Here is a 23,790-nt window from a genome sequence, read left to right as displayed (position 1 = left end):
GGTCCATTGCTCGGGAATGGCTGGACTGCATACAGTCTGAGGCGTAACGAATTCCTAATTTTGACTTTATGCGCCGGAAAAGTAAAACAAATGCCAGCTTTCGCTAACCTCTACGGTTATTATTCTGTAAAAATGCTGAGTTTAGGGCTGATTCAGGCTACATGCCTTAACGTGAGCAGGATAAGAAAGGAACCATAAATGAGCCAAACTATGGCGAATTTAGTCGATGTCCGCGGGGTGAGTTTTTCTCGCGCCAACAGATTGATATTTGATGATATTTCGTTGACCGTGCCGCGTGGCAAGATCACTGCCATCATGGGGCCGTCCGGGATCGGTAAAACGACCCTGCTTCGCCTTATTGGCGGGCAGATCCCACCGGATAGCGGTGAGATCCTCTTTGATGGCGAAAACATCCCGGAGATGTCACGCTCGCGCCTGTATACTGTTCGCAAACGCATGAGCATGCTCTTTCAGTCGGGGGCCTTGTTCACCGACATGAACGTCTTTGATAACGTGGCCTATCCGCTGCGCGAGCATACCAGCCTGCCGCCTGCGCTGCTGAAAAGCACGGTGATGATGAAGCTTGAAGCCGTCGGGCTGCGGGGCGCCGCGAAACTGATGCCTTCGGAGCTGTCCGGCGGGATGGCGCGTCGTGCCGCGCTGGCGCGCGCCATCGCACTAGAACCTGATTTAATCATGTTCGACGAACCGTTTGTCGGGCAGGATCCCATCACGATGGGCGTGCTGGTGAAGCTCATCTCTGAACTGAATAGCGCGCTTGGCGTCACCTGCATTGTGGTGTCTCACGATGTACCTGAAGTGCTGAGCATTGCCGATTACGCCTACATCGTAGCGGACAAAAAGATCGTCGCACACGGTAGCGCCCAGGCGCTGCAGGAAAATTGCGATCCACGCGTGCGGCAGTTCCTTGACGGTATTGCCGATGGCCCTGTGCCGTTCCGCTACCCGGCGGGCGACTATCGTGACGATTTACTGGGAATAGGGAGTTAAGCCACTCATGCTGTTAAATGCGTTGGCCGCTCTCGGACACCGTGGCATAAAAACCATCAGGACGTTCGGGCGTGCCGGATTGATGTTATTCAACGCGCTGGTCGGCAAACCGGAATTCCGTAAGCACGCGCCGCTATTGGTGCGGCAGCTTTATAATGTCGGCGTGCTGTCGATGCTCATCATCATTGTCTCCGGTCTGTTTATCGGGATGGTGCTGGGTCTGCAGGGCTACCTGGTGCTGACAACCTACAGTGCGGAAACCAGCCTCGGGATGCTGGTGGCGCTCTCGCTGCTGCGTGAACTGGGGCCCGTTGTGGCGGCGCTGTTGTTCGCCGGGCGCGCGGGGTCAGCCTTAACCGCTGAAATTGGCCTGATGCGCGCGACTGAGCAGCTCTCCAGCATGGAGATGATGGCGGTCGATCCGCTGCGTCGCGTGATCTCGCCGCGTTTCTGGGCGGGGGTTATCTCTTTACCGCTGCTGACGATACTGTTTGTCGCCGTGGGTATCTGGGGCGGTTCGCTGGTTGGCGTGCACTGGAAAGGCATTGACGCCGGTTTCTTCTGGTCTGCCATGCAGGACGCCATTGACCTGCGAATGGATCTGGTTAACTGCCTGATTAAGAGCGTGGTATTTGCCATTACGGTTACCTGGATTGCATTGTTTAATGGTTACGATGCGATTCCGACGTCGGCGGGCATTAGCCGCGCTACTACACGTACAGTCGTTCATTCGTCGCTGGCCGTACTGGGTCTGGATTTTGTGCTCACCGCACTGATGTTTGGGAATTGAGTTCATGCAAACGAGAAAAAATGAAATTTGGGTCGGTGTATTCCTGCTGCTGGCGCTGCTGGCCGCGCTGTTTATCTGCCTGAGAGCGGCAGATATCACGTCTGTACGCACCGAGCCGACGTATCGCATCTATGCCACCTTCGATAACATCGGCGGGCTGAAGGCGCGTTCACCGGTCCGTATTGGCGGCGTGGTGATCGGCCGCGTATCTGACATTACGCTGGATGAGAAGACCTATCTGCCGCGCGTCGCGATGGATATCGAAGAGCGTTACAACCACATTCCGGACACCAGCTCCCTGTCTATCCGGACTTCCGGTCTGCTGGGCGAACAATATCTGGCGCTTAACGTCGGTTTTGAAGACCCCGAGCTGGGAACGACTATCCTTAAGGACGGGAGCGTGATCCAGGACACCAAGTCCGCCATGGTGCTGGAAGATATGATTGGTCAGTTCCTTTACAACAGTAAAGGGGATGATAAAAAGTCTGACAATGCCCCTGCGCAGAGTGAAGACCATACCAATGCCGCGCCGACCCCAGGTGCTGCGAATTAATATCAGGAGAAGTCATTCATGTTTAAACGACTGTTAATGGTTGCCATGCTGGTCATCGCCCCTCTCACCGCGGTCCACGCGGCGGATCAGAGTAACCCGTACAAACTGATGGACGAGGCCGCGAAGAAAACCTTCGATCGTCTTAAAAACGAGCAGCCTAAGATTCGTGCTAATCCTGATTACCTGCGTGACGTGGTTGACCAGGAGCTGCTGCCGTACGTGCAGATTAAATATGCGGGAGCGCTGGTGCTGGGCCGCTATTACAAAGACGCGACCCCGGCGCAGCGTGAAGCCTATTTTGCCGCTTTCCGTGAATACCTGAAGCAGGCTTATGGTCAGGCGCTGGCGATGTACCACGGTCAGACCTATCAGATCGCCCCGGAGCAGCCGCTGGGTGATGCGACCATCGTCCCTATTCGCGTAACGATCAACGATCCTAACGGCCGTCCGCCGGTGCGTCTGGATTTCCAGTGGCGTAAAAACAGCCAGACCGGCCACTGGCAGGCGTATGACATGATCGCCGAAGGCGTAAGCATGATCACCACCAAACAGAACGAGTGGAGCGACCTGCTGCGCACCAAGGGGATTGATGGCTTGACCGCGCAGCTGCAGTCCATTGCTCGTCAGAAAATCACGCTGGACGAGAAGAAGTAATGTCACAGCAACTCAGCTGGTCGCGTGAAGGCGAGACATTAAAGCTGTCCGGAGAGCTGGATCAGGATCTGCTGAACCCCTTATGGGATAAACGCCATGAGGCCATGCAGGGCGTGACGCTCATTGACTTAACTGACGTCACGCGGGTGGATACGGCAGGCGTTGCGCTGCTTGCCCATCTGGTTGCGGTAGGGAAAAAGCAGGGGGCGAGCGTCACGCTTCGCGGCGCGAGCGAGAATGTCGTGACCCTTGCGCAGCTCTACAATCTCCCTCAGGACGTATTGCCTCGTTAATATTTTCAGTGCGTTACTTCCGAAAGCCCTGACAGTTTCATCGTCGGGGCTTTTTGCTTGTTTAAGACGACGCCACTTTGCTCTAAGATGTTGGGCTTGTTTTCACTATCAGATGATTAAGAACCCATGGAAAATCATGAAATCCAGACAGTGCTGATGAATGCACTCTCCCTTCAGGAAGCCCACGTCACTGGCGATGGCAGTCACTTCCAGGTTATTGCTGTGGGTGAGATGTTCGACGGTATGAGCCGTGTGAAGAAACAGCAGGCTGTGTACGCGCCGCTGATGGAATATATTGCGGATAACCGCATCCACGCCCTGTCGATTAAAGCGTTCACCCCGCAAGAGTGGGCACGCGATCGCAAACTAAACGGTTTTTGAGCTGAGGGCGACAGGCCCGCAGCACGGTTGAATTTATAAGAGAGCACACAATGGATAAATTTCGTGTACAGGGGCCAACGCGTCTCCAGGGCGAAGTCACAATTTCTGGCGCGAAAAACGCCGCGCTGCCCATCCTCTTTGCTGCGCTGCTCGCGGAAGAGCCGGTAGAGATTCAGAACGTACCGAAGCTGAAAGATATCGACACCACCATGAAGCTGCTCACCCAGTTGGGCACGAAAGTCGAGCGTAATGGTTCCGTCTGGATCGATGCCAGCAAGGTGAACAACTTCTCTGCCCCTTACGATCTGGTGAAAACCATGCGTGCTTCCATCTGGGCGCTTGGCCCGCTGGTGGCGCGTTTCGGTCAGGGGCAGGTTTCGCTGCCGGGCGGCTGCGCCATCGGTGCGCGTCCGGTTGACCTGCACATCTTTGGTCTGGAAAAACTGGGCGCAGAGATCAAGCTGGAAGAAGGCTACGTTAAAGCGTCCGTCAATGGTCGTCTGAAGGGCGCGCACATTGTTATGGACAAAGTGAGCGTAGGCGCAACGGTAACCATTATGTCTGCGGCAACGCTGGCAGAAGGGACCACTATCATCGAAAACGCCGCGCGCGAACCGGAAATTGTGGATACCGCTAACTTCCTCGTGGCGCTGGGCGCGAAGATCTCCGGTCAGGGTACCGACCGTATCACCATTGAAGGCGTTGAGCGTCTGGGCGGGGGCGTCTATCGCGTACTGCCGGACCGTATCGAAACCGGTACCTTCCTGGTCGCTGCCGCGATCTCTGGCGGGAAGATTGTTTGTCGCAACGCACAGCCTGATACGCTGGATGCGGTGCTGGCGAAACTGCGTGATGCCGGAGCGGATATCGAAATCGGTGAAGACTGGATCAGCCTCGATATGCATGGACAGCGTCCAAAAGCGGTCAATGTGCGTACGGCGCCACACCCGGCGTTCCCAACGGACATGCAGGCGCAGTTCACCTTGTTGAACCTGGTCGCCGAAGGGACTGGCTTCATCACTGAAACCATTTTCGAGAACCGCTTTATGCACGTACCGGAGCTGATCCGTATGGGTGCACGTGCTGAGATCGAAAGTAATACCGTGATTTGCCATGGCGTTGAGACACTGTCCGGCGCTCAGGTGATGGCAACCGATCTGCGTGCGTCTGCCAGCCTGGTGTTGGCGGGTTGTATCGCGGAAGGTACAACGATCGTGGATCGTATTTATCACATCGATCGTGGCTATGAGCGTATCGAAGATAAACTGCGCGCGCTGGGTGCCAATATCGAGCGTGTGAAGGGCGAGTAATCGTTCCGGCAGCCCCCTGCCAGACATGACCGGGGGGTTGCTGTTCCTGTCAAAAAACGCGTTATTCCTGCGGTTCTTTTTTTACTTTTCTCTGGCGAATCATGCGCGATCTGTCGATAAATTCATGAGTAACGGGATCGTGGTAGCGCGAAGGCCAAATCACCCACGGATGCGTATCCAGCGCCGTCGCGATAATTAATTCTCCTTTTGGCCAGGGGCGGGTGAGGGCGTTTGCCAGAGTTGAAGAACTCAGTCCATGGCGGCGGGACTCTGCTGCCAGTGAAGTGCCTCTTTTGCGCAGTGCGGCAATAATATCAGCCGTGTGCCAGTCGATAAATTTCGTATCCATAACGCCGTCCTTAAGTTCGGATTCACCTACGCCGTTTCTTCTGAAACGACGGGTTTACTATACCCATTTCGAACTCTTGTTCTAAAAAGTTCGCGTTACTTGAAGGAATATTCAGAATAAGACACGGCTTTATTCATGCGGTCTCTAAACCGATGAATTTACGTGAATGCGGAATTTACGGGTGTGTACTGGAATCTCCCCGCCAGGAACGCGGGGAGAGAAAGCAAGATTAACGGTCGCGCTGAACGGCGATGTGGGCAAGACCAATCAGTGCCTCGCGCCATGGGCTGTCGGGAATGACCTGGAGTGCTTCGATGGCTTTGTCGGCTTCTTCTTCCGCACGCTGACGCGTCCATTCCAGCGAGCCGCAGATCGCCATGGTTTCCAGCACAGGTTCCAGAAGATGGCGGCCATTTCCCTGCTCAATCGCTTCACGGATCATTTTCGCCTGTTCGGCCGTTCCGTTACGCATGGCGTGGAGCAGCGGCAGGGTCGGTTTGCCTTCGTTCAGGTCATCGCCAACGTTTTTGCCGAGCGTCTCGCCGTCCGCACTGTAGTCCAGCAGATCGTCAATCAGCTGGAAGGCTGTGCCCAGATAGCGGCCATAGTCCTGCAGGCCTTTTTCCTGTGCTTCGGTACAGCCAGCCAAAATGCCGGAACACTGGGCCGCCGCTTCAAACAGACGCGCGGTTTTGCTGTAGATGACGCGCATGTAGTTTTCTTCGGTGATGTCCGGGTCGTTGACGTTCATCAACTGCAGCACTTCGCCTTCAGCGATGACGTTAACGGCTTCAGACATTACTTCCAGCACTTTCAGGGAACCCAGGCTGGTCATCATCTGGAAGGCGCGGGTATAGATAAAATCCCCCACCAGGACGCTGGCTGCGTTTCCGAACGCCGCGTTAGCCGTGGCTTTGCCACGACGCATATCCGATTCATCCACCACATCGTCGTGCAGAAGCGTCGCCGTGTGGATAAATTCGATGAGCGCTGCGATAGTGATGTGAGCATTTCCCTGATAACCAACGGCTCTGGCAGCCAGAATGGCAATCATCGGACGAATGCGTTTACCGCCGCCGCTGACAATGTAATAGCCCAACTGATTGATCAGCTGAACGTCAGAGTTGAGTTGCTCCAGGATTGCTGCATTCACACCCGCCATATCTTGCGCGGTTAACTCGTTGATTTTTTCTAAATTCATCGCAAAAGCCGGGCTTTTTATCCTGTTGATCCCATCTACAATGGGGTAACGAAGGGTTTCGGTTTATCAATAGTAGTGCTGATTGTACTGAAAAAACGGCTCAGATAAACGTTACCGTACGTGTTGTGTTTTTTTTCTTCATGTATTGACGGTAGCACTTGTCAAAGGCTCGCGTTTTGCGTAATATTCGCGCCCTATTGTGAATATTTATAGCGCACTCTGATTCATACGAGGACGTGCGCGGAAGCGGAGTTTATATGTACGCGGTTTTCCAAAGTGGTGGTAAACAACACCGAGTAAGCGAAGGTCAGACCGTTCGCCTGGAAAAGCTGGACATCGCAACTGGCGAATCTGTTGAGTTCGCAGAAGTTCTGATGATCGCAAACGGTGAAGAAGTCAAAATCGGCGTTCCTTTCGTTGATGGCGGCGTTATCAAAGCTGAAGTTGTTGCACACGGTCGTGGCGAGAAAGTTAAAATCGTTAAGTTTCGTCGTCGTAAGCACTACCGTAAGCAGCAGGGCCACCGTCAGTGGTTCACTGATGTGAAAATTACTGGCATCAGCGCCTAAGACCTGAGGAGAGATTTAAATGGCACATAAAAAGGCTGGCGGCTCCACACGTAACGGTCGCGATTCAGAAGCTAAACGCCTGGGCGTTAAGCGTTTCGGTGGCGAGTCCGTTCTGGCGGGTAGCATCATCGTTCGTCAACGTGGTACCAAATTCCACGCTGGCAACAACGTAGGTTGCGGTCGTGACCACACTCTGTTTGCTAAAGCAGACGGTAAAGTGAAATTTGAAGTTAAAGGCCCGAACAACCGTAAATACATCAGCATCGTTGCTGAGTAAGGTTTTCTCGGTCCGGTAACGGATTAAAGCCCCGCAACCTGTTGCGGGGCTTTTTACATTGGAAACCCGGTAATTTTTTCTGTAGGGAAAACGGGCATGAAGCAGCAGGCCGGCATAGGAATTCTTTTGGCGCTCACAACCGCAATGTGCTGGGGTGCGCTGCCAATTGCAATGAAGCAGGTACTGGAAGTGATGGAGCCGCCTACGGTGGTCTTTTATCGCTTTCTGATGGCAAGCATCGGCCTTGGGGCGATTCTGGCCATCAAAGGTAAGCTTCCACCCTTGAGGCTCTTCCGTAAACCGCGCTGGCTGGTGCTGCTGGCTATTGCGACGGGCGGTCTGTTCGGTAACTTCATCCTGTTCAGCTCTTCCCTGCAATATCTCAGCCCCACGGCGTCGCAGGTGATTGGTCAGCTTTCGCCGGTGGGCATGATGGTCGCCAGCGTCTTTATCCTCAAGGAGAAGATGCGCGGTACGCAGATTATCGGGGCGAGCATGCTGTTGTGCGGTCTGGTGATGTTCTTCAACACCAGTCTGATCGAGATTTTTACCCGCCTGACGGATTACACATGGGGTGTCATTTTCGGTGTGGGGGCAGCAACGGTCTGGGTGAGCTATGGTGTCGCGCAAAAGGTGTTATTGCGTCGGCTTGCCTCACAGCAGATCCTCTTTTTGCTGTACGCTTTGTGTACAATAGCATTGCTGCCATTAGCGAAGCCGGGCGTAATTTCCCAGCTTAGCGACTGGCAACTGGCGTGCCTCATTTTTTGTGGGCTGAACACGCTGGTCGGTTATGGCGCGCTGGCCGAAGCGATGGCGCGCTGGCAGGCAGCACAGGTGAGTGCGTTGATCACGCTTACCCCGCTGTTTACGCTGTTATTTTCAGATTTGTTATCAATGGCCTGGCCCGATGTCTTCGTCAGACCGATGCTCAACCTGTTGGGTTATCTCGGTGCGTTTGTCGTGGTTGCGGGCGCGATGTATTCCGCCATTGGTCATCGTCTCTGGGGACGTTGGCGCAAAAATGAAGCGGTTGTAGTAGTCCCCCGCTCAGGCGAATGAGTTACGGAGAGTAAAATGAAGTTTGTTGATGAAGCGACGATCCTGGTCGTGGCTGGTGATGGCGGCAACGGTTGCGTGAGCTTCCGCCGTGAAAAGTATATCCCTCGTGGCGGTCCTGATGGCGGCGACGGTGGGGATGGTGGTGACGTGTGGCTGGAGGCGGATGAGAACCTCAACACGCTGATCGACTACCGTTTCGAAAAATCCTTCCGCGCTGAACGTGGCCAGAACGGCCAGAGCCGTGACTGTACCGGGAAACGCGGTAAAGACGTCACCATTAAAGTGCCGGTCGGTACGCGTGTGATTGACCAGGGGACGGGCGAAACCATGGGTGACATGACCAAACACGGTCAGCGCCTGATGGTGGCGAAAGGCGGCTGGCACGGTCTGGGTAACAGCCGTTTCAAATCTTCCGTTAACCGTACGCCGCGTCAGAAAACGATGGGTACGCCGGGCGATAAGCGCGACCTGCAGCTGGAGCTGATGCTTCTGGCTGACGTGGGCATGCTGGGTATGCCAAACGCAGGTAAATCGACGTTTATTCGCGCCGTCTCTGCAGCCAAGCCAAAAGTGGCGGACTATCCGTTTACCACGCTGGTACCAAGCCTGGGCGTTGTCCGTATGGATAACGAGAAGAGCTTCGTGGTCGCCGATATTCCGGGCCTGATTGAAGGCGCCGCGGAAGGGGCGGGTCTGGGTATTCGCTTCCTGAAACACCTTGAGCGCTGCCGCGTGCTGCTGCACCTTATCGATATCGATCCTATCGACGGTTCCGATCCGGTTGAAAACGCCCGCATCATCGTTGGCGAGCTGGAAAAATACAGCGAAAAACTGGCGAATAAACCACGCTGGCTGGTCTTCAACAAGATCGACCTGATGGACAAAGCCGAAGCGGAAGCAAAAGCGAAAGCCATTGCTGAAGCGATGGGTTGGGAAGATAAATACTACCTGATCTCTGCGGCAAGCCAGGTCGGCGTGAAAGATCTGTGCTGGGATGTGATGACCTTCATCATTGAGAACCCAATTGTTCAGGCGGAAGAAGTCAAACAGCCTGAAAAAGTCGAATTCATGTGGGATGACTACCACCGCCAGCAGCTCGAAGAGCTGGAAGCGGAAGAAGACGATGAAGACTGGGACGATGACTGGGATGAAGACGACGAAGAAGGCGTCGAGTTCATCTACAAGCACTAATTGCTGTTCAAAGCCCCCATTATGGGGGCTTTTTTATTCCAGCGTTGCGGGCAGCCAGCAGCTGGCGATTAAACCGCCTTCAGCGCCATTCTCAAGCGTCAGCCTGCCGTGGTGGAGCTGGACGATGCGCTGTACGATACTCAGGCCCAGACCGCTGCCTCCGTAGCGCTGGTCAAGACGGCGGAATGGCTCGGTAATGGACTGCCGGTGCGCTTCATCAATCCCCGGGCCCTGATCGATAACGCTGATCTGCGTCCCGCCGTCGACCTCGGTTAATGTCACTGTAATCGTTGTCCCTGTCGGGCTGTAGCGCCCGGCATTCTCCAGCAGGTTGCGCAGCATCAGGCGCAGGAGAACGGCGTCTCCCTGAACCGTGAGCGCGCTTTTAGCGGGCCAAATCACCGTATGCTCTTTGGCTTCATGCCCAAGGCCGAGCGGTTCGATGATATTTTCCGTCCAGTTCACGGTTTCGTAGTGGCCGCTCGCCATGGCCTGTCCGGCACGGGCCAGCATCAGCAGTTGTTCAACGGTATGCATGAGCTGATCGATACGACTAACCAGCGTGGCGGCCTGAGGCGTACCTGACTGCGACATCAGCTCCAGATGGAGCCGGATACCGGCCAGAGGCGTTCTCAGCTCGTGTGCGGCGTCTGCGGTGAAGAGACGCTCCTGCTGGATGGTGCTATCCAGTCGGGCCAGCAGCTGGTTCAGGGAGGTCGTCACCGCGCCAATTTCTTCCATGTCGGAATACATAGGAAGCGGGGTTAAGTTATCGGCTGAGCGGTTAGCAAGGCTGTCGCGGAGCTTATTCAGCGGCCGGGTTATCCAGGTGACGGCCCAGAAGGAGAAGAGCAGGGTAAAGCCGACCATCACCAGGGAAGGGACCAGCAGCGAGGCAATCGCTTCGCGGATCTCTTTCTCAACGTGATTATTGCGTGCTTTCGCTGACAGCGTTTCGTTGACCAGAAAACCAATCTGTTCACGGCTTTCATGCCACAGCCAGATGACGCTTATCAGCTGGAAAAATAACAGAATGACCGCCAGCAGCACCATCAAACGCCGACGCATGCTGTTCATTTCTGGCTCTCCAGACGGTAGCCGACGCCGCGAACGGTTTTGATCCTGTCTTTGCCGAGCTTCCGCCGCAGGTTATGAATATGGACCTCAAGGGTATTTGACCCGGGATCGTCCTGCCAGGAGTAGATATCCTGCTGGAGCGTTTCTCGGTGTACCGTTTGCCCGCTGCGCATGATCAGACGCGTAAGCAAGGCGAACTCTTTTGGCGTCACCTCTACGGCCTGATCCTGACGCAGCACCTGCTGGGTTTGCAAATTCAGCGTTATATCGCCGTCGGTCAGTAAGTTATCACTGTGGCCCTGATAGCGGCGAATCAACGCTCTTACACGAGCCTGCAGCTCCGCGAGCGCAAAAGGCTTCACCAGATAATCGTCTGCGCCTGCATCGAGGCCGGTGATACGGTCTTCAATGGCATCACGTGCCGTCAGGATCAATACCGGGTTGGCGATGCCGCGACGTCGCCACTGGCTGAGCAGCGTGGCGCCGTCTTTATCCGGCAAGCCCAAATCGAGGATCACCAGGCTGTATTCGCCGCTCTGGATCAGGGCATCCGCCTCTGCTGCGGTGCCTGCACAGTCGAGAGCATACCCTTCATTGGCCAGCCCCAGCGCCAGCCCTTCCTGCAATAACAGATCGTCTTCAACTATAAGTAGTTTCATCGCTAGTTATTCTGGTAGATGTCCTTATAAAGCCTGCTTTCGAAGCGAACCAGCGGAATACGACGATTGCGCTGGTCGGTCGGTTCGACGGCATAGCCGGAAAGATACTGCACGAATGCCATGCGCTGTCCGCTGGCGGTAGTGATGAAGCCTGCAAGGTTATAAACCCCCTGCAGTGAGCCTGTTTTCGCGGAGACTTTGCCATCCACGCCCGCAGCGTGAAGCCCTGCGCGGTACTGCAGTGAACCGTCATGCCCGGCCAGCGGCAGCATTGAAATAAAGTTTAGCTCAGTGTCATGTTGTGCAATGTACTGAAGCACCTGCATCATCGTGGCCGGAGAGATCAAATTATGGCGCGATAGTCCGGAGCCATCGACGGCGATGGTATTACCCAGATCGATCCCCGCCTGCTGGCGCAGGATCTGCCGAACCGCGTCTGAACCCGCGCGCCAGGTTCCCGGCACGCCGAAACGGGCGTGACCAATCATGCGAAACACCGTATCGGCAATCATGTTGTCCGACTTTTTCAGCATAATTCGCAGTAAATCGTGCAACGGCGCAGATTGTTTGCTGGCGATGACCGTGCCGGGCTGGTTGACCTGCGTCTGACGAAGCAGGGTGCCGGAATAGGTTATTCCCGCTTGTTTCAGCTCATCTTTCAGAATGGCGCCTGCATAGCTTGCGCCATCCTGTATCGCAAAGGCCAGCGGCAACGGATCGGCGCGCTGCGTCAGGCAGCCGGTCAGCGTGAAGCGGTTAAGATCGCCTGGCACCACATCCAGTTCGCAGTACTGTGCATCAGGAGAGCCCTTGGCCAGCGTGCGGACCTGACTAAACATGGTGATCGGGTAGTAGGACGCTATGCGGATAAACGCTAAATCATCCGGCTTTGGCGCACTGTAAAGCGAAACCGAGAAGCAGTTGCGGTCAACAATCGCGGCGGCGGGCGGGGCGCTAAAGCACTGCGTCATGTCGTTCCACGGCCAGCCGGGGGCTTTATCGTGACTGGCAAAGATGGAGGTATCGATCAGCACATTGCCGTCAATTTTCTGCACGCCGGTTTTTTTCAGCACCGCAACCATATTGCGGATATCCTGGCGTTTAAAGGTCGGATCGCCGCCAAAACGGGCGATAAGATCGCCTTTCAGTTCGCCACCCTCGACGTTACCTTTGGTTTCAAGGGTGGTCGTAAAACGGAAGTCAGGCCCGAGCTGGAGCAGGGCGGCGAGGGCGGTGATCACCTTTTGGGTACTGGCAGGCAGCGCCATCTGTTGACTGTGATAGTCAATCTCGGGAGCCTGTGCGCCAACCTTCTGCACCATCAGGGCGAGGTTCGCGCCTGCGGGAAGCTGATTAATGTACTCATCAACATTCGCGGCCTGAGCGGTGAACGTTATACTGGTAGTCAATCCGATGATAAAACTGGAAAATCGCATAATCTCGCGCTAACAACCCGAAAACAAACCGTCATACTACGGTGCATGGCACTGCAAAGTAAACGATGACCCATAGTGAACTTCGCGGTAAAATGCGTATCAAATTGAAAAATTGCTGCTGACCTGGGGCATCGCTCCCGGGTCGGTTTTCTTTTTGCTTCTTGCCCGCTTAAAGGGGGGCAGGAGCAGGGAACACTGCTCCCAACAGGAATGTTTAAGAGGTATAACAAATGCAAGCTATTCCGATGACCTTACGTGGTGCCGAAAAACTGCGCGAAGAGCTGGATTTCCTGAAATCCGTGCGTCGTCCTGAAATCATCGCCGCTATCGCGGATGCGCGCGAGCATGGCGACCTGAAAGAGAATGCTGAATACCACGCCGCGCGTGAGCAGCAGGGCTTCTGTGAAGGGCGTATTAAAGATATCGAAGCAAAGCTGTCCAATGCACAGGTTATCGATATCACTAAGATGCCGAATAATGGCCGTGTGATCTTTGGTTCTACCGTTACCGTGCTGAACCTGGACAACGACGAAGAGCAGACCTATCGCATCGTGGGTGATGATGAAGCTGACTTCAAACAGAACCTGATTTCGGTGAACTCGCCGATTGCTCGCGGCCTGATTGGCAAAGAGCAGGACGATGTTGTCACCATCCGCACCCCTGGCGGTGAAGTAGAATACGAAATTATTAAGGTTGAATACCTGTAATTCGCTTCTCGACTAAGATGTTGATACATTGTAAAGAAAAGAAAAAGGCCGCGTAGCGGCCTTTTATCAACTCAAGGAGCATGGCATTTTGCTCGCCTGCTGACAGAAATCCCTCGTTTCACACAGAAAATGTGTTTAATTCAGGATATCCTTAACGTGGCAGCGAGATTTTACGCTCTTTAGACGGGCGGTAGAGCACCAGCGTTTTACCGATGACCTGTACATTACAGGCGCCGGTTTCGCGCACGATGGCTTCCACGATCAGGTTTTTAGTGTCTCTGTCTTCAGAGGCGATTTTCACCTTGATCAGCTCGTGGTGTTCCAGCGCTTGTTCAATCTCGGCAAGCACCCCTTCGGTCAAACCATTGTTGCCAAGCATCACTACAGGCTTGAGCGGATGTGCCAGACCTTTAAGGTGCTGTTTTTGTTTAGTACTCAGATTCATCGTATATTTTTGCTTACGTTGGGATTGAAAACGGTTCATTCTACCGCCATCTCCCTTATATCGCCAAATAGCTGCGTAGAAATTTACGTCACAGGCAAGCAACGATGAACCAGGACGGAAATGTTAAATGACAGGTAAAAAGCGTTCTGCCAGCTCCAGCCGCTGGCTCCAGGAACACTTTAGCGATAAATATGTTCAACAGGCACAGAAAAAGGGGTTGCGTTCCCGTGCCTGGTTTAAACTTGATGAAATACAGCAAAGTGACAAACTTTTTAAGCCGGGGATGACGGTTGTTGACCTCGGTGCGGCACCTGGCGGATGGTCTCAGTATGCGGTAACGCAGATCGGCGGAACGGGCCGAATCATCGCGTGCGATCTTTTACCAATGGATCCCATCGTCGGTGTCGACTTCCTTCAGGGCGACTTTCGTGATGAATTAGTGCTGAAAGCGTTACTTGATCGTGTAGGTGACAGTAAGGTCCAGGTTGTCATGTCAGATATGGCACCAAATATGTGCGGAACACCGGCGGTGGATATCCCCCGCGCCATGTATCTGGTGGAGCTAGCGTTAGAAATGTGTCGTGATGTACTAGCGCCTGGTGGTAGTTTTGTTGTGAAGGTGTTTCAGGGCGAAGGTTTCGAGGAGTATCTTAAGGAAATTCGCTCCCTGTTTGCGAAGGTCAAAGTTCGTAAGCCGGACTCTTCCCGGGCCCGTTCCCGTGAAGTGTATATTGTAGCGACCGGGCGAAAATGATAACCGGGAGATTTCAGACGAAAGTTTGAATGAAACTGGATATAGAGTATCCTGACGCTGTTTTTAACACAGTTGTAATATGAGGTTAATCCCTTGAGTGACATGGCGAAAAACCTAATACTCTGGCTGGTCATTGCCGTTGTGCTGATGTCAGTATTCCAGAGCTTTGGGCCCAGCGAGTCGAATGGCCGCAAGGTGGATTATTCTACCTTCCTGCAGGAGGTCAATCAGGACCAGGTTCGCGAAGCGCGTATCAACGGACGTGAGATCAACGTTACCAAGAAAGATAGTAACCGTTACACGACTTACATCCCGGTGAACGATCCTAAGCTGCTTGATAACCTTCTGACTAAAAACGTCAAGGTGGTAGGTGAACCGCCAGAAGAACAAAGCCTGCTGGCTACTATCTTCATTTCCTGGTTCCCGATGCTGCTTCTTATCGGCGTCTGGATCTTCTTTATGCGCCAGATGCAGGGCGGCGGTGGCAAAGGTGCCATGTCGTTCGGTAAGAGCAAGGCGCGTATGTTGACGGAAGATCAGATCAAGACCACTTTTGCGGACGTTGCCGGGTGTGACGAAGCGAAAGAAGAGGTCGGTGAACTGGTTGAATACCTGCGTGAGCCGAGCCGTTTCCAGAAACTGGGCGGTAAAATCCCGAAAGGCGTGCTGATGGTTGGCCCTCCGGGTACCGGTAAAACCCTGCTGGCGAAAGCCATCGCGGGTGAAGCGAAGGTGCCGTTCTTTACTATTTCAGGTTCTGACTTCGTCGAAATGTTCGTGGGTGTTGGTGCATCTCGTGTGCGTGACATGTTCGAGCAGGCCAAGAAGGCAGCACCGTGCATTATCTTCATCGATGAAATCGACGCCGTAGGCCGCCAGCGTGGCGCAGGCCTGGGTGGTGGTCACGATGAACGTGAACAGACGCTGAACCAGATGCTGGTTGAGATGGACGGCTTCGAAGGTAACGAAGGTATCATCGTTATCGCGGCGACTAACCGTCCGGACGTTCTTGACCCGGCGCTGCTGCGTCCAGGCCGTTTCGACCGTCAGGTTGTTGTCGGTCTGCCGGATGTTCGCGGTCGTGAACAGATTCTGAAAGTTCACATGCGTCGCGTACCGCTGGCACCCGACATCGACGCGGCAATCATTGCGCGCGGTACTCCGGGCTTCTCCGGTGCGGATCTCGCTAACCTGGTCAACGAAGCTGCACTGTTTGCCGCTCGCGGTAACAAGCGCGTCGTGTCGATGGTGGAGTTCGAGAAAGCGAAAGACAAGATCATGATGGGTGCGGAACGTCGCTCCATGGTGATGACGGAAGCGCAGAAAGAGTCCACGGCTTACCACGAAGCCGGTCACGCGATTATTGGTCGTCTGGTGCCGGAACACGATCCGGTGCATAAAGTGACGATTATTCCGCGCGGTCGTGCGCTGGGTGTGACCTTCTTCCTGCCTGAGGGCGACGCGATCAGCGCCAGCCGTCAGAAGCTGGAAAGCCAGATCTCAACCCTGTACGGCGGTCGTCTGGCCGAAGAGATTATCTACGGTCCGGAACATGTTTCTACCGGTGCGTCGAACGACATTAAAGTGGCGACAAACCTGGCGCGTAACATGGTGACTCAGTGGGGCTTCTCCGACAAACTCGGTCCACTGCTCTATGCAGAGGAAGAAGGCGAAGTGTTCCTGGGCCGCTCCGTGGCAAAAGCGAAACATATGTCCGATGAAACGGCTCGTATCATCGACCAGGAAGTGAAAGCGCTGATTGAACGTAACTACGGTCGCGCGCGTCAGATCCTGAATGACAACATGGACATTCTGCATTCCATGAAAGATGCGCTCATGAAATATGAGACCATCGATGCACCGCAGATTGACGACCTGATGGCGCGCCGCGAAGTGCGTCCGCCAGCAGGCTGGGAAGACCCAGGCGCTTCCAATAACTCTGACAACAATGGCACCCCGCGTGCGCCGCGTCCGGTTGATGAACCGCGTACGCCAAACCCGGGCAACACCATGTCAGAACAGTTGGGCGATAAGTAAGTCACTGCTGTTGAAGCGTTTGTCTGTAACTCAAACCCTGGAGCTTGCTCCGGGGTTTTTCATTTCTGTTTAACCATTTAGATATCAGGGATTTCGCCATGAAATTATTCGCTCAGGACTCGCATCTCGATCTTTCACATCCCCATGTGATGGGGATCCTGAATGTTACCCCTGACTCCTTCTCTGACGGTGGCACGCATAACACGCTTATCGAGGCGGTTAAGCACGCGAATTTAATGATCAATGCGGGTGCCACCATCATTGATGTTGGCGGCGAATCGACGCGTCCCGGTGCGGCGGACGTGTCTGTGGAAGAAGAGCTGGCGCGCGTGGTGCCGGTCGTTGAAGCTATCGCGCAGCGGTTTGAAGTGTGGATCTCCGTTGATACTTCCAAACCGGAAGTGATCCGTGAAGTAGCGAGAGTGGGCGCTCACATTATCAATGATATTCGTTCACTTACCGAACCGGGGGCGATTGAGGCGGCTGCGGAAACCGGGCTGCCGGTTTGCCTGATGCATATGCAGGGGCAGCCGAAAACCATGCAGGACGCGCCGAAGTATGACGATGTCTTCGCCGACGTAAACCGCTTCTTTATTGAGCATATCGAACGCTGTGAACATGCAGGTATCCCAAAAGAGAAATTGCTGCTCGACCCGGGGTTCGGTTTCGGTAAAAATCTCTCCCACAACTATGCGCTGCTTGCGCGCTTATCGGAATTTCATCACTTTGGCCTGCCGCTGCTGGTGGGGATGTCGAGGAAATCGATGATTGGCCAGTTGCTGAATGTAGGCCCGAGCGAACGCCTGAGCGGCAGCCTGGCCTGCGCGGTGATTGCGGCGATGCAGGGTGCGCACATCATTCGTGTCCATGACGTCAAAGAAACAGTAGAAGCCATGCGTGTGGTGGAAGCCACACTGGCAGCGAAGGAAAACAAACGCTATGAGTAATCGTAAGTATTTTGGTACCGACGGTATCCGCGGGCGCGTAGGCGATGCTCCCATCACCCCTGATTTTGTCCTGAAGCTCGGCTGGGCTGCTGGCAAGGTTCTGGCGCGTCATGGCTCACGTAAAATTATCATCGGTAAAGACACCCGTATTTCCGGCTATATGCTGGAATCCGCGCTGGAAGCGGGTCTGGCGGCGGCTGGACTGTCCGCCTCTTTTACAGGCCCAATGCCAACGCCTGCGGTCGCGTATCTGACGCGCACCTTCCGTGCGGAAGCGGGGATTGTCATCTCGGCCTCTCACAACCCGTTCTACGACAACGGCATTAAATTCTTCTCTATTGATGGCACCAAGCTGCCGGATGAGGTGGAAGAAGCCATTGAAGCTGAAATGGAAAAAGAGATCACCTGTGTTGATTCCGCCGAGCTGGGTAAAGCGAACCGTATCGTTGATGCGGCGGGTCGCTATATCGAATTCTGTAAAGGCACCTTCCCGAATGAGCTGAGCCTGGCGCACCTTAAAATTGTGGTGGACTGCGCAAATGGCGCGACCTACCACATTGCCCCGAATGTCTTCCGCGAGCTCGGTGCGAAAGTGATCGCCATTGGCTGTGAGCCGGATGGTCTGAACATCAACGAGCAGGTCGGCGCGACGGACGTTCGTGCCCTGCAGGCGCGCGTTCTGGCAGAAAAAGCCGATCTGGGCATTGCGCTGGACGGCGACGGTGACCGCGTGATCATGGTTGATCACGAAGGTAACAAGGTCGACGGCGACCAGATCCTCTACATTATTGCGCGTGAAGGTCTGCGTCAGGGTCAGCTGCGCGGCGGTGCGGTCGGGACGCTGATGAGTAACATGGGCCTGGAACTGGCGCTGAAACAGCTCGGTATTCCGTTCGTTCGCGCGAAAGTGGGTGACCGCTATGTGCTGGAAAAATTGCAGGAGAAGGGCTGGCGTATCGGCGCGGAGAACTCAGGTCACGTGATCCTGCTCGACAAAACCACCACCGGTGACGGTATTGTGGCCGCGTTGCAGGTGGTTGCCGCGATGGCGCGCAACCATATGAGCCTGCACGATCTGTGCAGCGGCATGAAAATGTTCCCACAGATTCTGGTCAACGTACGTTTCACTGCCGGCAAAGGCGACCCGCTGGAAAATGAGAACGTGAAAGCGGTGATGGCTGACGTTGAAGCGGCCCTCGGCAGCCGTGGACGCGTGCTGCTGCGTAAGTCTGGTACCGAACCGCTGATCCGCGTAATGGTGGAAGGCGAAGACGAAGCGCAGGTAACCGAATTTGCGCACCGTATTGCGGATGCCGTAAAAGCTGCATAATCTTGCACGCTAAATGTTTAAAAAGGCGGCGTTTGCCGCCTTTGTTTTAAGCAATTAATGGCTTTTTGCTGTTTTTTTCCGCAGTTGATACAATGCGTCGAAAATGCCCTTGCGAAGGTGATTCGCTTTGGTTAGTATTCACACCCGCTTCAGTGGGAAACAAAAATCCTGCTAATTGGTCGAAGCATTGGTATGCGGCAAATCCGCAAGGAACAGGTTGATTATGTACGAAGCTCTTTTAGTTGTTTTCCTTATTGTAGCCATCGCTCTCGTAGCGCTGATTATGCTGCAGCAAGGTAAAGGCGCTGATATGGGAGCCTCCTTCGGAGCAGGCGCTTCCGGTACGCTGTTTGGTTCAAGTGGTTCTGCGAACTTCATGACCCGCACTACGGCGATTCTGGCTACGCTGTTCTTCATCATCAGTCTGGTGCTTGGCAATATCAACAGCAACAAGACCAGCAAAGGAAGCGAGTGGGAAAACCTGAGCGCGCCAGCAAAAACTGAGCAGACTCAGCCAGCTGCACCGGCTAAGCCAACCAGCGATATCCCGCACTAAGTATTCTGTACCGAGGTGGTGGAATTGGTAGACACGCTACCTTGAGGTGGTAGTGCCCTAACGGGCTTGTGGGTTCGAGTCCCATCCTCGGTACCAATATTCCAGAAGAAAGACGTCGAAAGACGTCTTTTTTTTCGTCTGTAGATTATGTGTTGTTTTTCGTAGGCCCGGTAAGCGCAGCGCCACCGGGCAAAATGGCGGGTGGCGCTTCGCTTACCCGGCCTACGATTGCCCAAATAAAAAAGGCGTCCTAGGGACGCCTTTTGCATGCTACATCAGCGATTATTTCTTATCGCTGTGCTCCAGGTTTTCAACCTGCGGCAGGCCGTTACCTGAACTGGCTGACAGCAAACCGTTCTCAACATAGTTGAACAGCTTCTCACGGGTATCGGTGATGTCCAGGTTACGCATGGTCAGCTGGCCAATACGATCGTCCGGTGAGAACACGGATTCACCTTTCTCCATGGTCAGACGCTCTGCTTTATAGGTCAGGTTGTCAGACACGGTGTTCAGAATGGAGTAGTCGTTACCGCGACGCAGTTCCAGGGTCACTTCACCGGTGATTGCACTCGCCACCCAACGCTGCAGCGCATCACGCAGCATCAGCGCCTGCGGATCGAACCAGCGGCCCTGATACAGCAGTTTGCCCAGCTGACGGCCATGAGAGTGATACTGCTCAATGGTGTCTTCGTTGTGAATGCCGGTCAGCAGACGCTCGTAAGCGATGTGCAGCAGCGCCATCCCCGGGGCTTCATAGATACCACGGCTTTTCGCTTCGATGATACGGTTTTCAATCTGATCGCTCATGCCCAGACCATGACGACCGCCGATGCGGTTTGCTTCCAGCATCAGCTCCACATCGTCAGAGAAGGTTTTGCCGTTCAGCGCAACCGGATGACCGCGTTCGAAACGAACGGTCACTTCTTCTGCCGGGATCTTCACGTTCTCGTCCCAGAACTTCACGCCCATGATTGGGTTGACGATCTTCACGCTGGAGTTCAGGAATTCCAGGTCTTTCGCTTCGTGCGTCGCACCCAGCATGTTGGAGTCGGTGGAGTAAGCTTTCTCGACTGACATCTTATAGTCAAAACCGCAGGCGATCATAAACTCGGACATCTCATGACGACCACCCAGCTCGTCGATGAAGTCGGTATCCAGCCACGGTTTATAAATCTGCAGTTCGGCGTTGGTCAGCAGGCCATAACGATAGAAACGTTCGATATCGTTTCCTTTATAGGTGCTGCCGTCACCCCAGATGTTAACGCCGTCTTCTTTCATGGCGGCAACCAGCATGGTGCCGGTCACCGCACGGCCCAGCGGAGTGGTGTTGAAATAGGTCAGGCCGCCGGTGGTGTTATGGAATGCACCACACTGAATCGCCGCGATACCTTCCGCGACCAGTTGCTTACGGCAGTCAATCAGGCGCGCGTTTTCAGCACCATACTCTTTCGCGCGACGAGGAATGGCATCATAATCGTCCTCATCCGGCTGACCCAGGTTCGCAGTATAGGCATACGGAACCGCTCCCTTCTGGCGCATCCACAGCAGTGCAGCGCTGGTATCCAGGCCACCTGAGAAAGCGATGCCAATACGTTGTCCTACCGGAAGATGCTTGAGAATCGTCGTCATAGAATAAAACCCTGCTTGATTGACTGATTAGAGACCGCTTTCGCTCTCTTGTGCATTTTTATGCAAAATAAGTGAGTATTCATTTAATCATCTTTTGGCGAAGACCGGAAGAGACTCGTGCATTTTTTGTAAAAATTTTGGTCTGATCGATCTGGCGGAAGTCGCCTTGACAGGTGGGGTCAACTATCAATATACTAAACGCCGATTTTACGTCCCGTCTTCGGTACCAAATCCCAGCATTATTTGCAAATTCTGTCCAAAACGCGTAGAATTTGCCACGTTTCAGGCGCGGGGTGGAGCAGCCTGGTAGCTCGTCGGGCTCATAACCCGAAGGTCGTCGGTTCAAATCCGGCCCCCGCAACCACTTTCCCATAAAGTTCTTTTTCAAATATACTGTGAAGACTTAGAGCCTTCGTAGCTGGATTTGAAAAAATTCTTTAGGAAAGTGCTCCAGGCCACAGTTGTGGCTATAGGGTTCAGTTATCTAAAGCCCCGATTTATCGGGGTTTTTTGTTATCTGACTACAGAATAACTGGGCTTTACGCCCTTTTTTTATGTCTTGGGGGTGGGCTTGTCCACATTAGAGCAAAAATTAACAGAGATGATTACTGCACCGGTCGAAGCACTGGGCTACGAACTGGTCGGCATCGAATTCGTTCGCGGCCGTACATCGACGCTGCGCATCTATATTGATAGTGAAGATGGCATCAATGTTGATGATTGTGCTGATGTCAGCCACCAGGTGAGTGCGGTTCTTGATGTTGAAGACCCAATTACCGTTGCGTACAACCTGGAAGTTTCCTCACCTGGCCTCGATCGCCCGATGTTCACGGCCGAGCACTATGTGCGCTTTACCGGTGAAGAAGTGGCTCTCGTTCTGCGTATGGCCGTACAGAACCGCCGTAAATGGCAGGGAATTATCAAAGCCGTTGATGGTGAAATGATCACGGTGACAGTCGAAGGCAAAGATGAAGTGTTCGCGCTGAGTAATATCCAGAAGGCGAACCTGGTTCCCCACTTTTAACAGTCTGGATTGAGGTGAAAAGCCCGCGATGAACAAAGAAATTTTGGCTGTTGTTGAAGCCGTCTCCAACGAGAAATCACTGCCGCGTGAGAAGATTTTTGAAGCGCTGGAAAGTGCACTGGCTACAGCAACCAAGAAAAAATACGAACAAGAGATCGATGTTCGCGTAGAAATCGATCGTAAAAGCGGTGACTTCGATACATTCCGTCGTTGGGTAATCGTTGAAGAAGTGACCCAGCCGACCAAAGAGATCACGCTGGAAGCCGCCCGTTTTGAAGACGAAAGTCTGAACGTGGGTGACTACGTTGAAGATCAGATTGAATCTGTGACCTTCGACCGTATCACCACCCAGACCGCTAAACAGGTTATCGTGCAGAAAGTGCGCGAAGCCGAGCGCGCGCTGGTTGTCGATCAGTTCCGCGATCAGGAAGGCGAAATCATCACCGGCGTGGTGAAGAAAGTGAACCGCGACAACATCTCCCTGGAGATCAAATCCGAAGGGTTGCCGGGTAACGCTGAAGCCGTGATCCTGCGTGAAGATATGCTGCCGCGTGAAAACTTCCGCCCAGGCGACCGTATTCGCGGTGTTCTGTACGCCGTTCGTCCTGAAGCGCGTGGTGCACAGCTCTTCGTGACCCGTTCTAAACCAGAAATGCTGGTAGAACTGTTCCGTATCGAAGTACCGGAAATCGGTGAAGAAGTTATTGAGATTAAAGCGGCGGCTCGCGATCCGGGCTCCCGTGCGAAAATTGCGGTGAAAACCAACGACAAGCGTATCGACCCGGTCGGTGCTTGCGTCGGTATGCGTGGTGCGCGTGTCCAGGCAGTTTCTACTGAGCTGGGCGGCGAACGTATTGATATCGTTCTGTGGGATGACAACCCGGCGCAGTTCGTGATCAACGCAATGGCTCCGGCTGATGTGGCGTCTATCGTTGTTGACGAAGACAAACACACCATGGATATCGCTGTTGAAGCGGGCAACCTGGCGCAGGCAATCGGCCGTAACGGTCAGAACGTACGCCTGGCGTCACAGCTGAGCGGCTGGGAACTCAACGTCATGACCGTTGATGACCTGCAGGCTAAGCATCAGGCTGAAGCCCATGCGGCGATCGATACCTTCACGAAATACCTGGATATTGACGAAGACTTCGCCACTGTTCTGGTTGAAGAAGGTTTCTCTACGCTGGAAGAACTGGCCTATGTGCCAATGAAAGAGCTGCTGGAAATTGACGGTCTGGATGAACCAACCGTTGAAGCCCTGCGTGAACGCGCTAAAAACGCACTGACCACCCTGGCACTGGCTCAGGAAGAAAGCCTTGGCGATAAGAAGCCGGCTGATGACCTGCTGAATCTGGAAGGTCTTGATCGTGCGATTGCGTTCAAGCTGGCTGCCCGTGGTGTTTGTACGCTGGAAGATCTCGCTGAGCAAGGCGTTGATGACCTGGCTGATATCGAAGGTTTAACCGACGAGAAAGCCGGCGAGCTCATCATGGCCGCACGTAATATTTGCTGGTTCGGCGACGAAGCGTAATAAACTGTAGCAGGAAG

At 54.0% G+C, this 23,790-nt stretch carries 26 protein-coding genes and 2 tRNA genes; 21 read left to right on the top strand and 7 right to left on the bottom strand.

What is annotated here, in order from left to right:
* Window positions 1-198 precede the first annotated feature (198 nt).
* The 7 genes from mlaF to murA all read left to right on the top strand — a co-directional run bounded on the left by mlaF (window position 199) and on the right by murA (window position 4,992).
* Window positions 199-1,011 carry a phospholipid ABC transporter ATP-binding protein MlaF gene (mlaF, locus tag ACMWJS_RS17265; protein ID WP_008501452.1) on the top strand — a complete coding sequence of 271 codons (813 nt, stop codon included), beginning with the start codon at window positions 199-201 and terminating at the stop codon, window positions 1,009-1,011.
* A gap of 7 nt (window positions 1,012-1,018) precedes the next feature.
* A complete protein-coding gene (gene mlaE / locus ACMWJS_RS17260) occupies window positions 1,019-1,801 on the top strand; it encodes a lipid asymmetry maintenance ABC transporter permease subunit MlaE (RefSeq protein ID WP_010436044.1) in 783 nt (260 codons plus the stop codon).
* Window positions 1,802-1,805: 4 nt separating this feature from the next.
* Window positions 1,806-2,354: an outer membrane lipid asymmetry maintenance protein MlaD gene (gene mlaD / locus ACMWJS_RS17255; RefSeq protein WP_008501455.1), complete on the top strand. Its 549-nt coding sequence runs from the start codon at window positions 1,806-1,808 to the stop codon at window positions 2,352-2,354.
* Between the two features lie 18 nt (window positions 2,355-2,372).
* Entirely contained in the window at window positions 2,373-3,008 is a 636-nt protein-coding gene (gene mlaC / locus ACMWJS_RS17250) for a phospholipid-binding protein MlaC (RefSeq protein WP_045910107.1), read from the top strand.
* Window positions 3,008-3,301 carry a lipid asymmetry maintenance protein MlaB gene (gene mlaB, locus ACMWJS_RS17245; protein WP_048028841.1) on the top strand — a complete coding sequence of 98 codons (294 nt, stop codon included), beginning with the start codon at window positions 3,008-3,010 and terminating at the stop codon, window positions 3,299-3,301. Before mlaC ends, mlaB begins: the two co-directional genes overlap by 1 nt.
* Window positions 3,302-3,427: 126 nt before the next feature.
* A complete protein-coding gene (gene ibaG, locus ACMWJS_RS17240; protein ID WP_008501458.1) occupies window positions 3,428-3,682 on the top strand; it encodes a BolA family iron metabolism protein IbaG in 255 nt (84 codons plus the stop codon).
* A 50-nt stretch (window positions 3,683-3,732) separates the two neighbouring features.
* Window positions 3,733-4,992, top strand: coding sequence for a UDP-N-acetylglucosamine 1-carboxyvinyltransferase (gene murA / locus ACMWJS_RS17235; RefSeq protein WP_045910105.1), 1,260 nt, complete (start codon window positions 3,733-3,735; stop codon window positions 4,990-4,992).
* Window positions 4,993-5,053: 61 nt separating this feature from the next.
* Here the strand turns inward: murA and sfsB are convergent, their stop codons facing one another.
* On the bottom strand, window positions 5,054-5,341 hold the full coding sequence (gene sfsB, locus ACMWJS_RS17230; RefSeq protein ID WP_048028843.1) for a DNA-binding transcriptional regulator SfsB: 288 nt from the start codon (window positions 5,339-5,341) through the stop codon (window positions 5,054-5,056).
* A gap of 229 nt (window positions 5,342-5,570) precedes the next feature.
* Complete coding sequence (gene ispB, locus ACMWJS_RS17225; protein ID WP_061716415.1) at window positions 5,571-6,542, bottom strand: octaprenyl diphosphate synthase; 972 nt, start codon at window positions 6,540-6,542, stop codon at window positions 5,571-5,573.
* Between the two features lie 257 nt (window positions 6,543-6,799).
* Between ispB and rplU the strand changes: the two genes are divergently transcribed.
* The 4 genes from rplU to cgtA all read left to right on the top strand — a co-directional run bounded on the left by rplU (window position 6,800) and on the right by cgtA (window position 9,641).
* Window positions 6,800-7,111, top strand: a complete 312-nt coding sequence (gene rplU, locus ACMWJS_RS17220) for a 50S ribosomal protein L21 (protein ID WP_003025032.1) — start codon at window positions 6,800-6,802, stop codon at window positions 7,109-7,111.
* Between the two features lie 19 nt (window positions 7,112-7,130).
* Window positions 7,131-7,388 (top strand): 50S ribosomal protein L27, encoded by a 258-nt coding sequence (gene rpmA, locus ACMWJS_RS17215; RefSeq protein ID WP_004385076.1) that lies wholly within the window; start codon window positions 7,131-7,133, stop codon window positions 7,386-7,388.
* Between the two features lie 96 nt (window positions 7,389-7,484).
* Window positions 7,485-8,450 carry a DMT family transporter gene (locus tag ACMWJS_RS17210; protein ID WP_414747350.1) on the top strand — a complete coding sequence of 322 codons (966 nt, stop codon included), beginning with the start codon at window positions 7,485-7,487 and terminating at the stop codon, window positions 8,448-8,450.
* A gap of 15 nt (window positions 8,451-8,465) precedes the next feature.
* Complete coding sequence (gene cgtA, locus ACMWJS_RS17205; protein ID WP_021242261.1) at window positions 8,466-9,641, top strand: Obg family GTPase CgtA; 1,176 nt, start codon at window positions 8,466-8,468, stop codon at window positions 9,639-9,641.
* 33 nt (window positions 9,642-9,674) lie between these two features.
* Here cgtA and pmrB read toward each other — a convergent pair whose 3' ends face one another.
* The 3 genes from pmrB to dacB are packed head-to-tail and all read right to left on the bottom strand — an operon-like array spanning window position 9,675 to window position 12,813.
* On the bottom strand, window positions 9,675-10,718 hold the full coding sequence (pmrB, locus tag ACMWJS_RS17200) for a two-component system sensor histidine kinase PmrB (protein ID WP_334755480.1): 1,044 nt from the start codon (window positions 10,716-10,718) through the stop codon (window positions 9,675-9,677).
* On the bottom strand, window positions 10,715-11,377 hold the full coding sequence (pmrA, locus tag ACMWJS_RS17195; protein ID WP_024906362.1) for a two-component system response regulator PmrA: 663 nt from the start codon (window positions 11,375-11,377) through the stop codon (window positions 10,715-10,717). Before pmrA ends, pmrB begins: the two co-directional genes overlap by 4 nt.
* Window positions 11,378-11,379: 2 nt before the next feature.
* The gene (dacB, locus tag ACMWJS_RS17190; protein WP_334755479.1) at window positions 11,380-12,813 is read right to left on the bottom strand and encodes a serine-type D-Ala-D-Ala carboxypeptidase; all 1,434 of its coding nucleotides are present in this window, start codon (window positions 12,811-12,813) and stop codon (window positions 11,380-11,382) included.
* A 230-nt stretch (window positions 12,814-13,043) separates the two neighbouring features.
* On the opposite strand from dacB, the gene greA reads away from it, so the two are divergent.
* The gene (gene greA, locus ACMWJS_RS17185; protein WP_014171793.1) at window positions 13,044-13,520 is read left to right on the top strand and encodes a transcription elongation factor GreA; all 477 of its coding nucleotides are present in this window, start codon (window positions 13,044-13,046) and stop codon (window positions 13,518-13,520) included.
* A gap of 151 nt (window positions 13,521-13,671) precedes the next feature.
* Here greA and yhbY read toward each other — a convergent pair whose 3' ends face one another.
* Entirely contained in the window at window positions 13,672-13,965 is a 294-nt protein-coding gene (yhbY, locus tag ACMWJS_RS17180) for a ribosome assembly RNA-binding protein YhbY (RefSeq protein WP_003861814.1), read from the bottom strand.
* A 127-nt stretch (window positions 13,966-14,092) separates the two neighbouring features.
* Here yhbY and rlmE point away from each other — a divergent pair, with 127 nt between their 5' ends.
* From rlmE to ACMWJS_RS17150, 6 genes are all read left to right on the top strand, one after another.
* On the top strand, window positions 14,093-14,719 hold the full coding sequence (gene rlmE / locus ACMWJS_RS17175; RefSeq protein ID WP_003861812.1) for a 23S rRNA (uridine(2552)-2'-O)-methyltransferase RlmE: 627 nt from the start codon (window positions 14,093-14,095) through the stop codon (window positions 14,717-14,719).
* Between the two features lie 102 nt (window positions 14,720-14,821).
* A complete protein-coding gene (ftsH, locus tag ACMWJS_RS17170; protein WP_032622921.1) occupies window positions 14,822-16,756 on the top strand; it encodes an ATP-dependent zinc metalloprotease FtsH in 1,935 nt (644 codons plus the stop codon).
* Between the two features lie 98 nt (window positions 16,757-16,854).
* Complete coding sequence (gene folP, locus ACMWJS_RS17165; RefSeq protein WP_262821035.1) at window positions 16,855-17,703, top strand: dihydropteroate synthase; 849 nt, start codon at window positions 16,855-16,857, stop codon at window positions 17,701-17,703.
* Window positions 17,696-19,033: a phosphoglucosamine mutase gene (glmM, locus tag ACMWJS_RS17160; RefSeq protein WP_021242257.1), complete on the top strand. Its 1,338-nt coding sequence runs from the start codon at window positions 17,696-17,698 to the stop codon at window positions 19,031-19,033. Before folP ends, glmM begins: the two co-directional genes overlap by 8 nt.
* 223 nt (window positions 19,034-19,256) lie before the next feature.
* Window positions 19,257-19,589 carry a preprotein translocase subunit SecG gene (secG, locus tag ACMWJS_RS17155; protein ID WP_023309338.1) on the top strand — a complete coding sequence of 111 codons (333 nt, stop codon included), beginning with the start codon at window positions 19,257-19,259 and terminating at the stop codon, window positions 19,587-19,589.
* Between the two features lie 9 nt (window positions 19,590-19,598).
* Window positions 19,599-19,685: transfer RNA gene (locus tag ACMWJS_RS17150), tRNA-Leu, on the top strand.
* A gap of 186 nt (window positions 19,686-19,871) precedes the next feature.
* Here the strand turns inward: ACMWJS_RS17150 and argG are convergent.
* Window positions 19,872-21,218 carry an argininosuccinate synthase gene (gene argG, locus ACMWJS_RS17145; protein WP_014833433.1) on the bottom strand — a complete coding sequence of 449 codons (1,347 nt, stop codon included), beginning with the start codon at window positions 21,216-21,218 and terminating at the stop codon, window positions 19,872-19,874.
* Window positions 21,219-21,505: 287 nt separating this feature from the next.
* Between argG and ACMWJS_RS17140 the strand changes: the two genes are divergently transcribed.
* The 3 genes from ACMWJS_RS17140 to nusA all read left to right on the top strand — a co-directional run bounded on the left by ACMWJS_RS17140 (window position 21,506) and on the right by nusA (window position 23,773).
* A tRNA-Met gene (locus ACMWJS_RS17140) sits at window positions 21,506-21,582 on the top strand.
* 207 nt (window positions 21,583-21,789) lie between these two features.
* Window positions 21,790-22,242, top strand: coding sequence for a ribosome maturation factor RimP (rimP, locus tag ACMWJS_RS17135; RefSeq protein WP_014833432.1), 453 nt, complete (start codon window positions 21,790-21,792; stop codon window positions 22,240-22,242).
* Between the two features lie 28 nt (window positions 22,243-22,270).
* Window positions 22,271-23,773: a transcription termination factor NusA gene (nusA, locus tag ACMWJS_RS17130; protein WP_003861798.1), complete on the top strand. Its 1,503-nt coding sequence runs from the start codon at window positions 22,271-22,273 to the stop codon at window positions 23,771-23,773.
* Window positions 23,774-23,790: the final 17 nt, after the last annotated feature.

The organism is Enterobacter sp. HK-058-C-ECC, assembly GCF_047531125.1.
In the GTDB taxonomy this organism is placed as follows: domain Bacteria; phylum Pseudomonadota; class Gammaproteobacteria; order Enterobacterales; family Enterobacteriaceae; genus Enterobacter; species Enterobacter quasiroggenkampii.
This window is presented reverse-complemented; position numbering and strand designations above follow the sequence as displayed.

Coding starts and splice junctions, on each gene's coding strand:
- mlaD (WP_008501455.1), top strand. CDS start 1,806: ATGCAAACGAGAAAAAATGAAATTTGGGTCGGTGTATTCCTGCTGCTG.
- rlmE (WP_003861812.1), top strand. CDS start 14,093: ATGACAGGTAAAAAGCGTTCTGCCAGCTCCAGCCGCTGGCTCCAGGAA.
- nusA (WP_003861798.1), top strand. CDS start 22,271: ATGAACAAAGAAATTTTGGCTGTTGTTGAAGCCGTCTCCAACGAGAAA.
- cgtA (WP_021242261.1), top strand. CDS start 8,466: ATGAAGTTTGTTGATGAAGCGACGATCCTGGTCGTGGCTGGTGATGGC.
- yhbY (WP_003861814.1), bottom strand. CDS start 13,965: ATGAATCTGAGTACTAAACAAAAACAGCACCTTAAAGGTCTGGCACAT.
- mlaE (WP_010436044.1), top strand. CDS start 1,019: ATGCTGTTAAATGCGTTGGCCGCTCTCGGACACCGTGGCATAAAAACC.
- sfsB (WP_048028843.1), bottom strand. CDS start 5,341: ATGGATACGAAATTTATCGACTGGCACACGGCTGATATTATTGCCGCA.
- argG (WP_014833433.1), bottom strand. CDS start 21,218: ATGACGACGATTCTCAAGCATCTTCCGGTAGGACAACGTATTGGCATC.
- ftsH (WP_032622921.1), top strand. CDS start 14,822: ATGGCGAAAAACCTAATACTCTGGCTGGTCATTGCCGTTGTGCTGATG.
- glmM (WP_021242257.1), top strand. CDS start 17,696: ATGAGTAATCGTAAGTATTTTGGTACCGACGGTATCCGCGGGCGCGTA.
- ACMWJS_RS17210 (WP_414747350.1), top strand. CDS start 7,485: ATGAAGCAGCAGGCCGGCATAGGAATTCTTTTGGCGCTCACAACCGCA.
- mlaF (WP_008501452.1), top strand. CDS start 199: ATGAGCCAAACTATGGCGAATTTAGTCGATGTCCGCGGGGTGAGTTTT.
- folP (WP_262821035.1), top strand. CDS start 16,855: ATGAAATTATTCGCTCAGGACTCGCATCTCGATCTTTCACATCCCCAT.
- mlaC (WP_045910107.1), top strand. CDS start 2,373: ATGTTTAAACGACTGTTAATGGTTGCCATGCTGGTCATCGCCCCTCTC.
- mlaB (WP_048028841.1), top strand. CDS start 3,008: ATGTCACAGCAACTCAGCTGGTCGCGTGAAGGCGAGACATTAAAGCTG.
- secG (WP_023309338.1), top strand. CDS start 19,257: ATGTACGAAGCTCTTTTAGTTGTTTTCCTTATTGTAGCCATCGCTCTC.
- dacB (WP_334755479.1), bottom strand. CDS start 12,813: ATGCGATTTTCCAGTTTTATCATCGGATTGACTACCAGTATAACGTTC.
- ibaG (WP_008501458.1), top strand. CDS start 3,428: ATGGAAAATCATGAAATCCAGACAGTGCTGATGAATGCACTCTCCCTT.
- ispB (WP_061716415.1), bottom strand. CDS start 6,542: ATGAATTTAGAAAAAATCAACGAGTTAACCGCGCAAGATATGGCGGGT.
- pmrA (WP_024906362.1), bottom strand. CDS start 11,377: ATGAAACTACTTATAGTTGAAGACGATCTGTTATTGCAGGAAGGGCTG.
- greA (WP_014171793.1), top strand. CDS start 13,044: ATGCAAGCTATTCCGATGACCTTACGTGGTGCCGAAAAACTGCGCGAA.
- rpmA (WP_004385076.1), top strand. CDS start 7,131: ATGGCACATAAAAAGGCTGGCGGCTCCACACGTAACGGTCGCGATTCA.
- rplU (WP_003025032.1), top strand. CDS start 6,800: ATGTACGCGGTTTTCCAAAGTGGTGGTAAACAACACCGAGTAAGCGAA.
- pmrB (WP_334755480.1), bottom strand. CDS start 10,718: ATGAACAGCATGCGTCGGCGTTTGATGGTGCTGCTGGCGGTCATTCTG.
- murA (WP_045910105.1), top strand. CDS start 3,733: ATGGATAAATTTCGTGTACAGGGGCCAACGCGTCTCCAGGGCGAAGTC.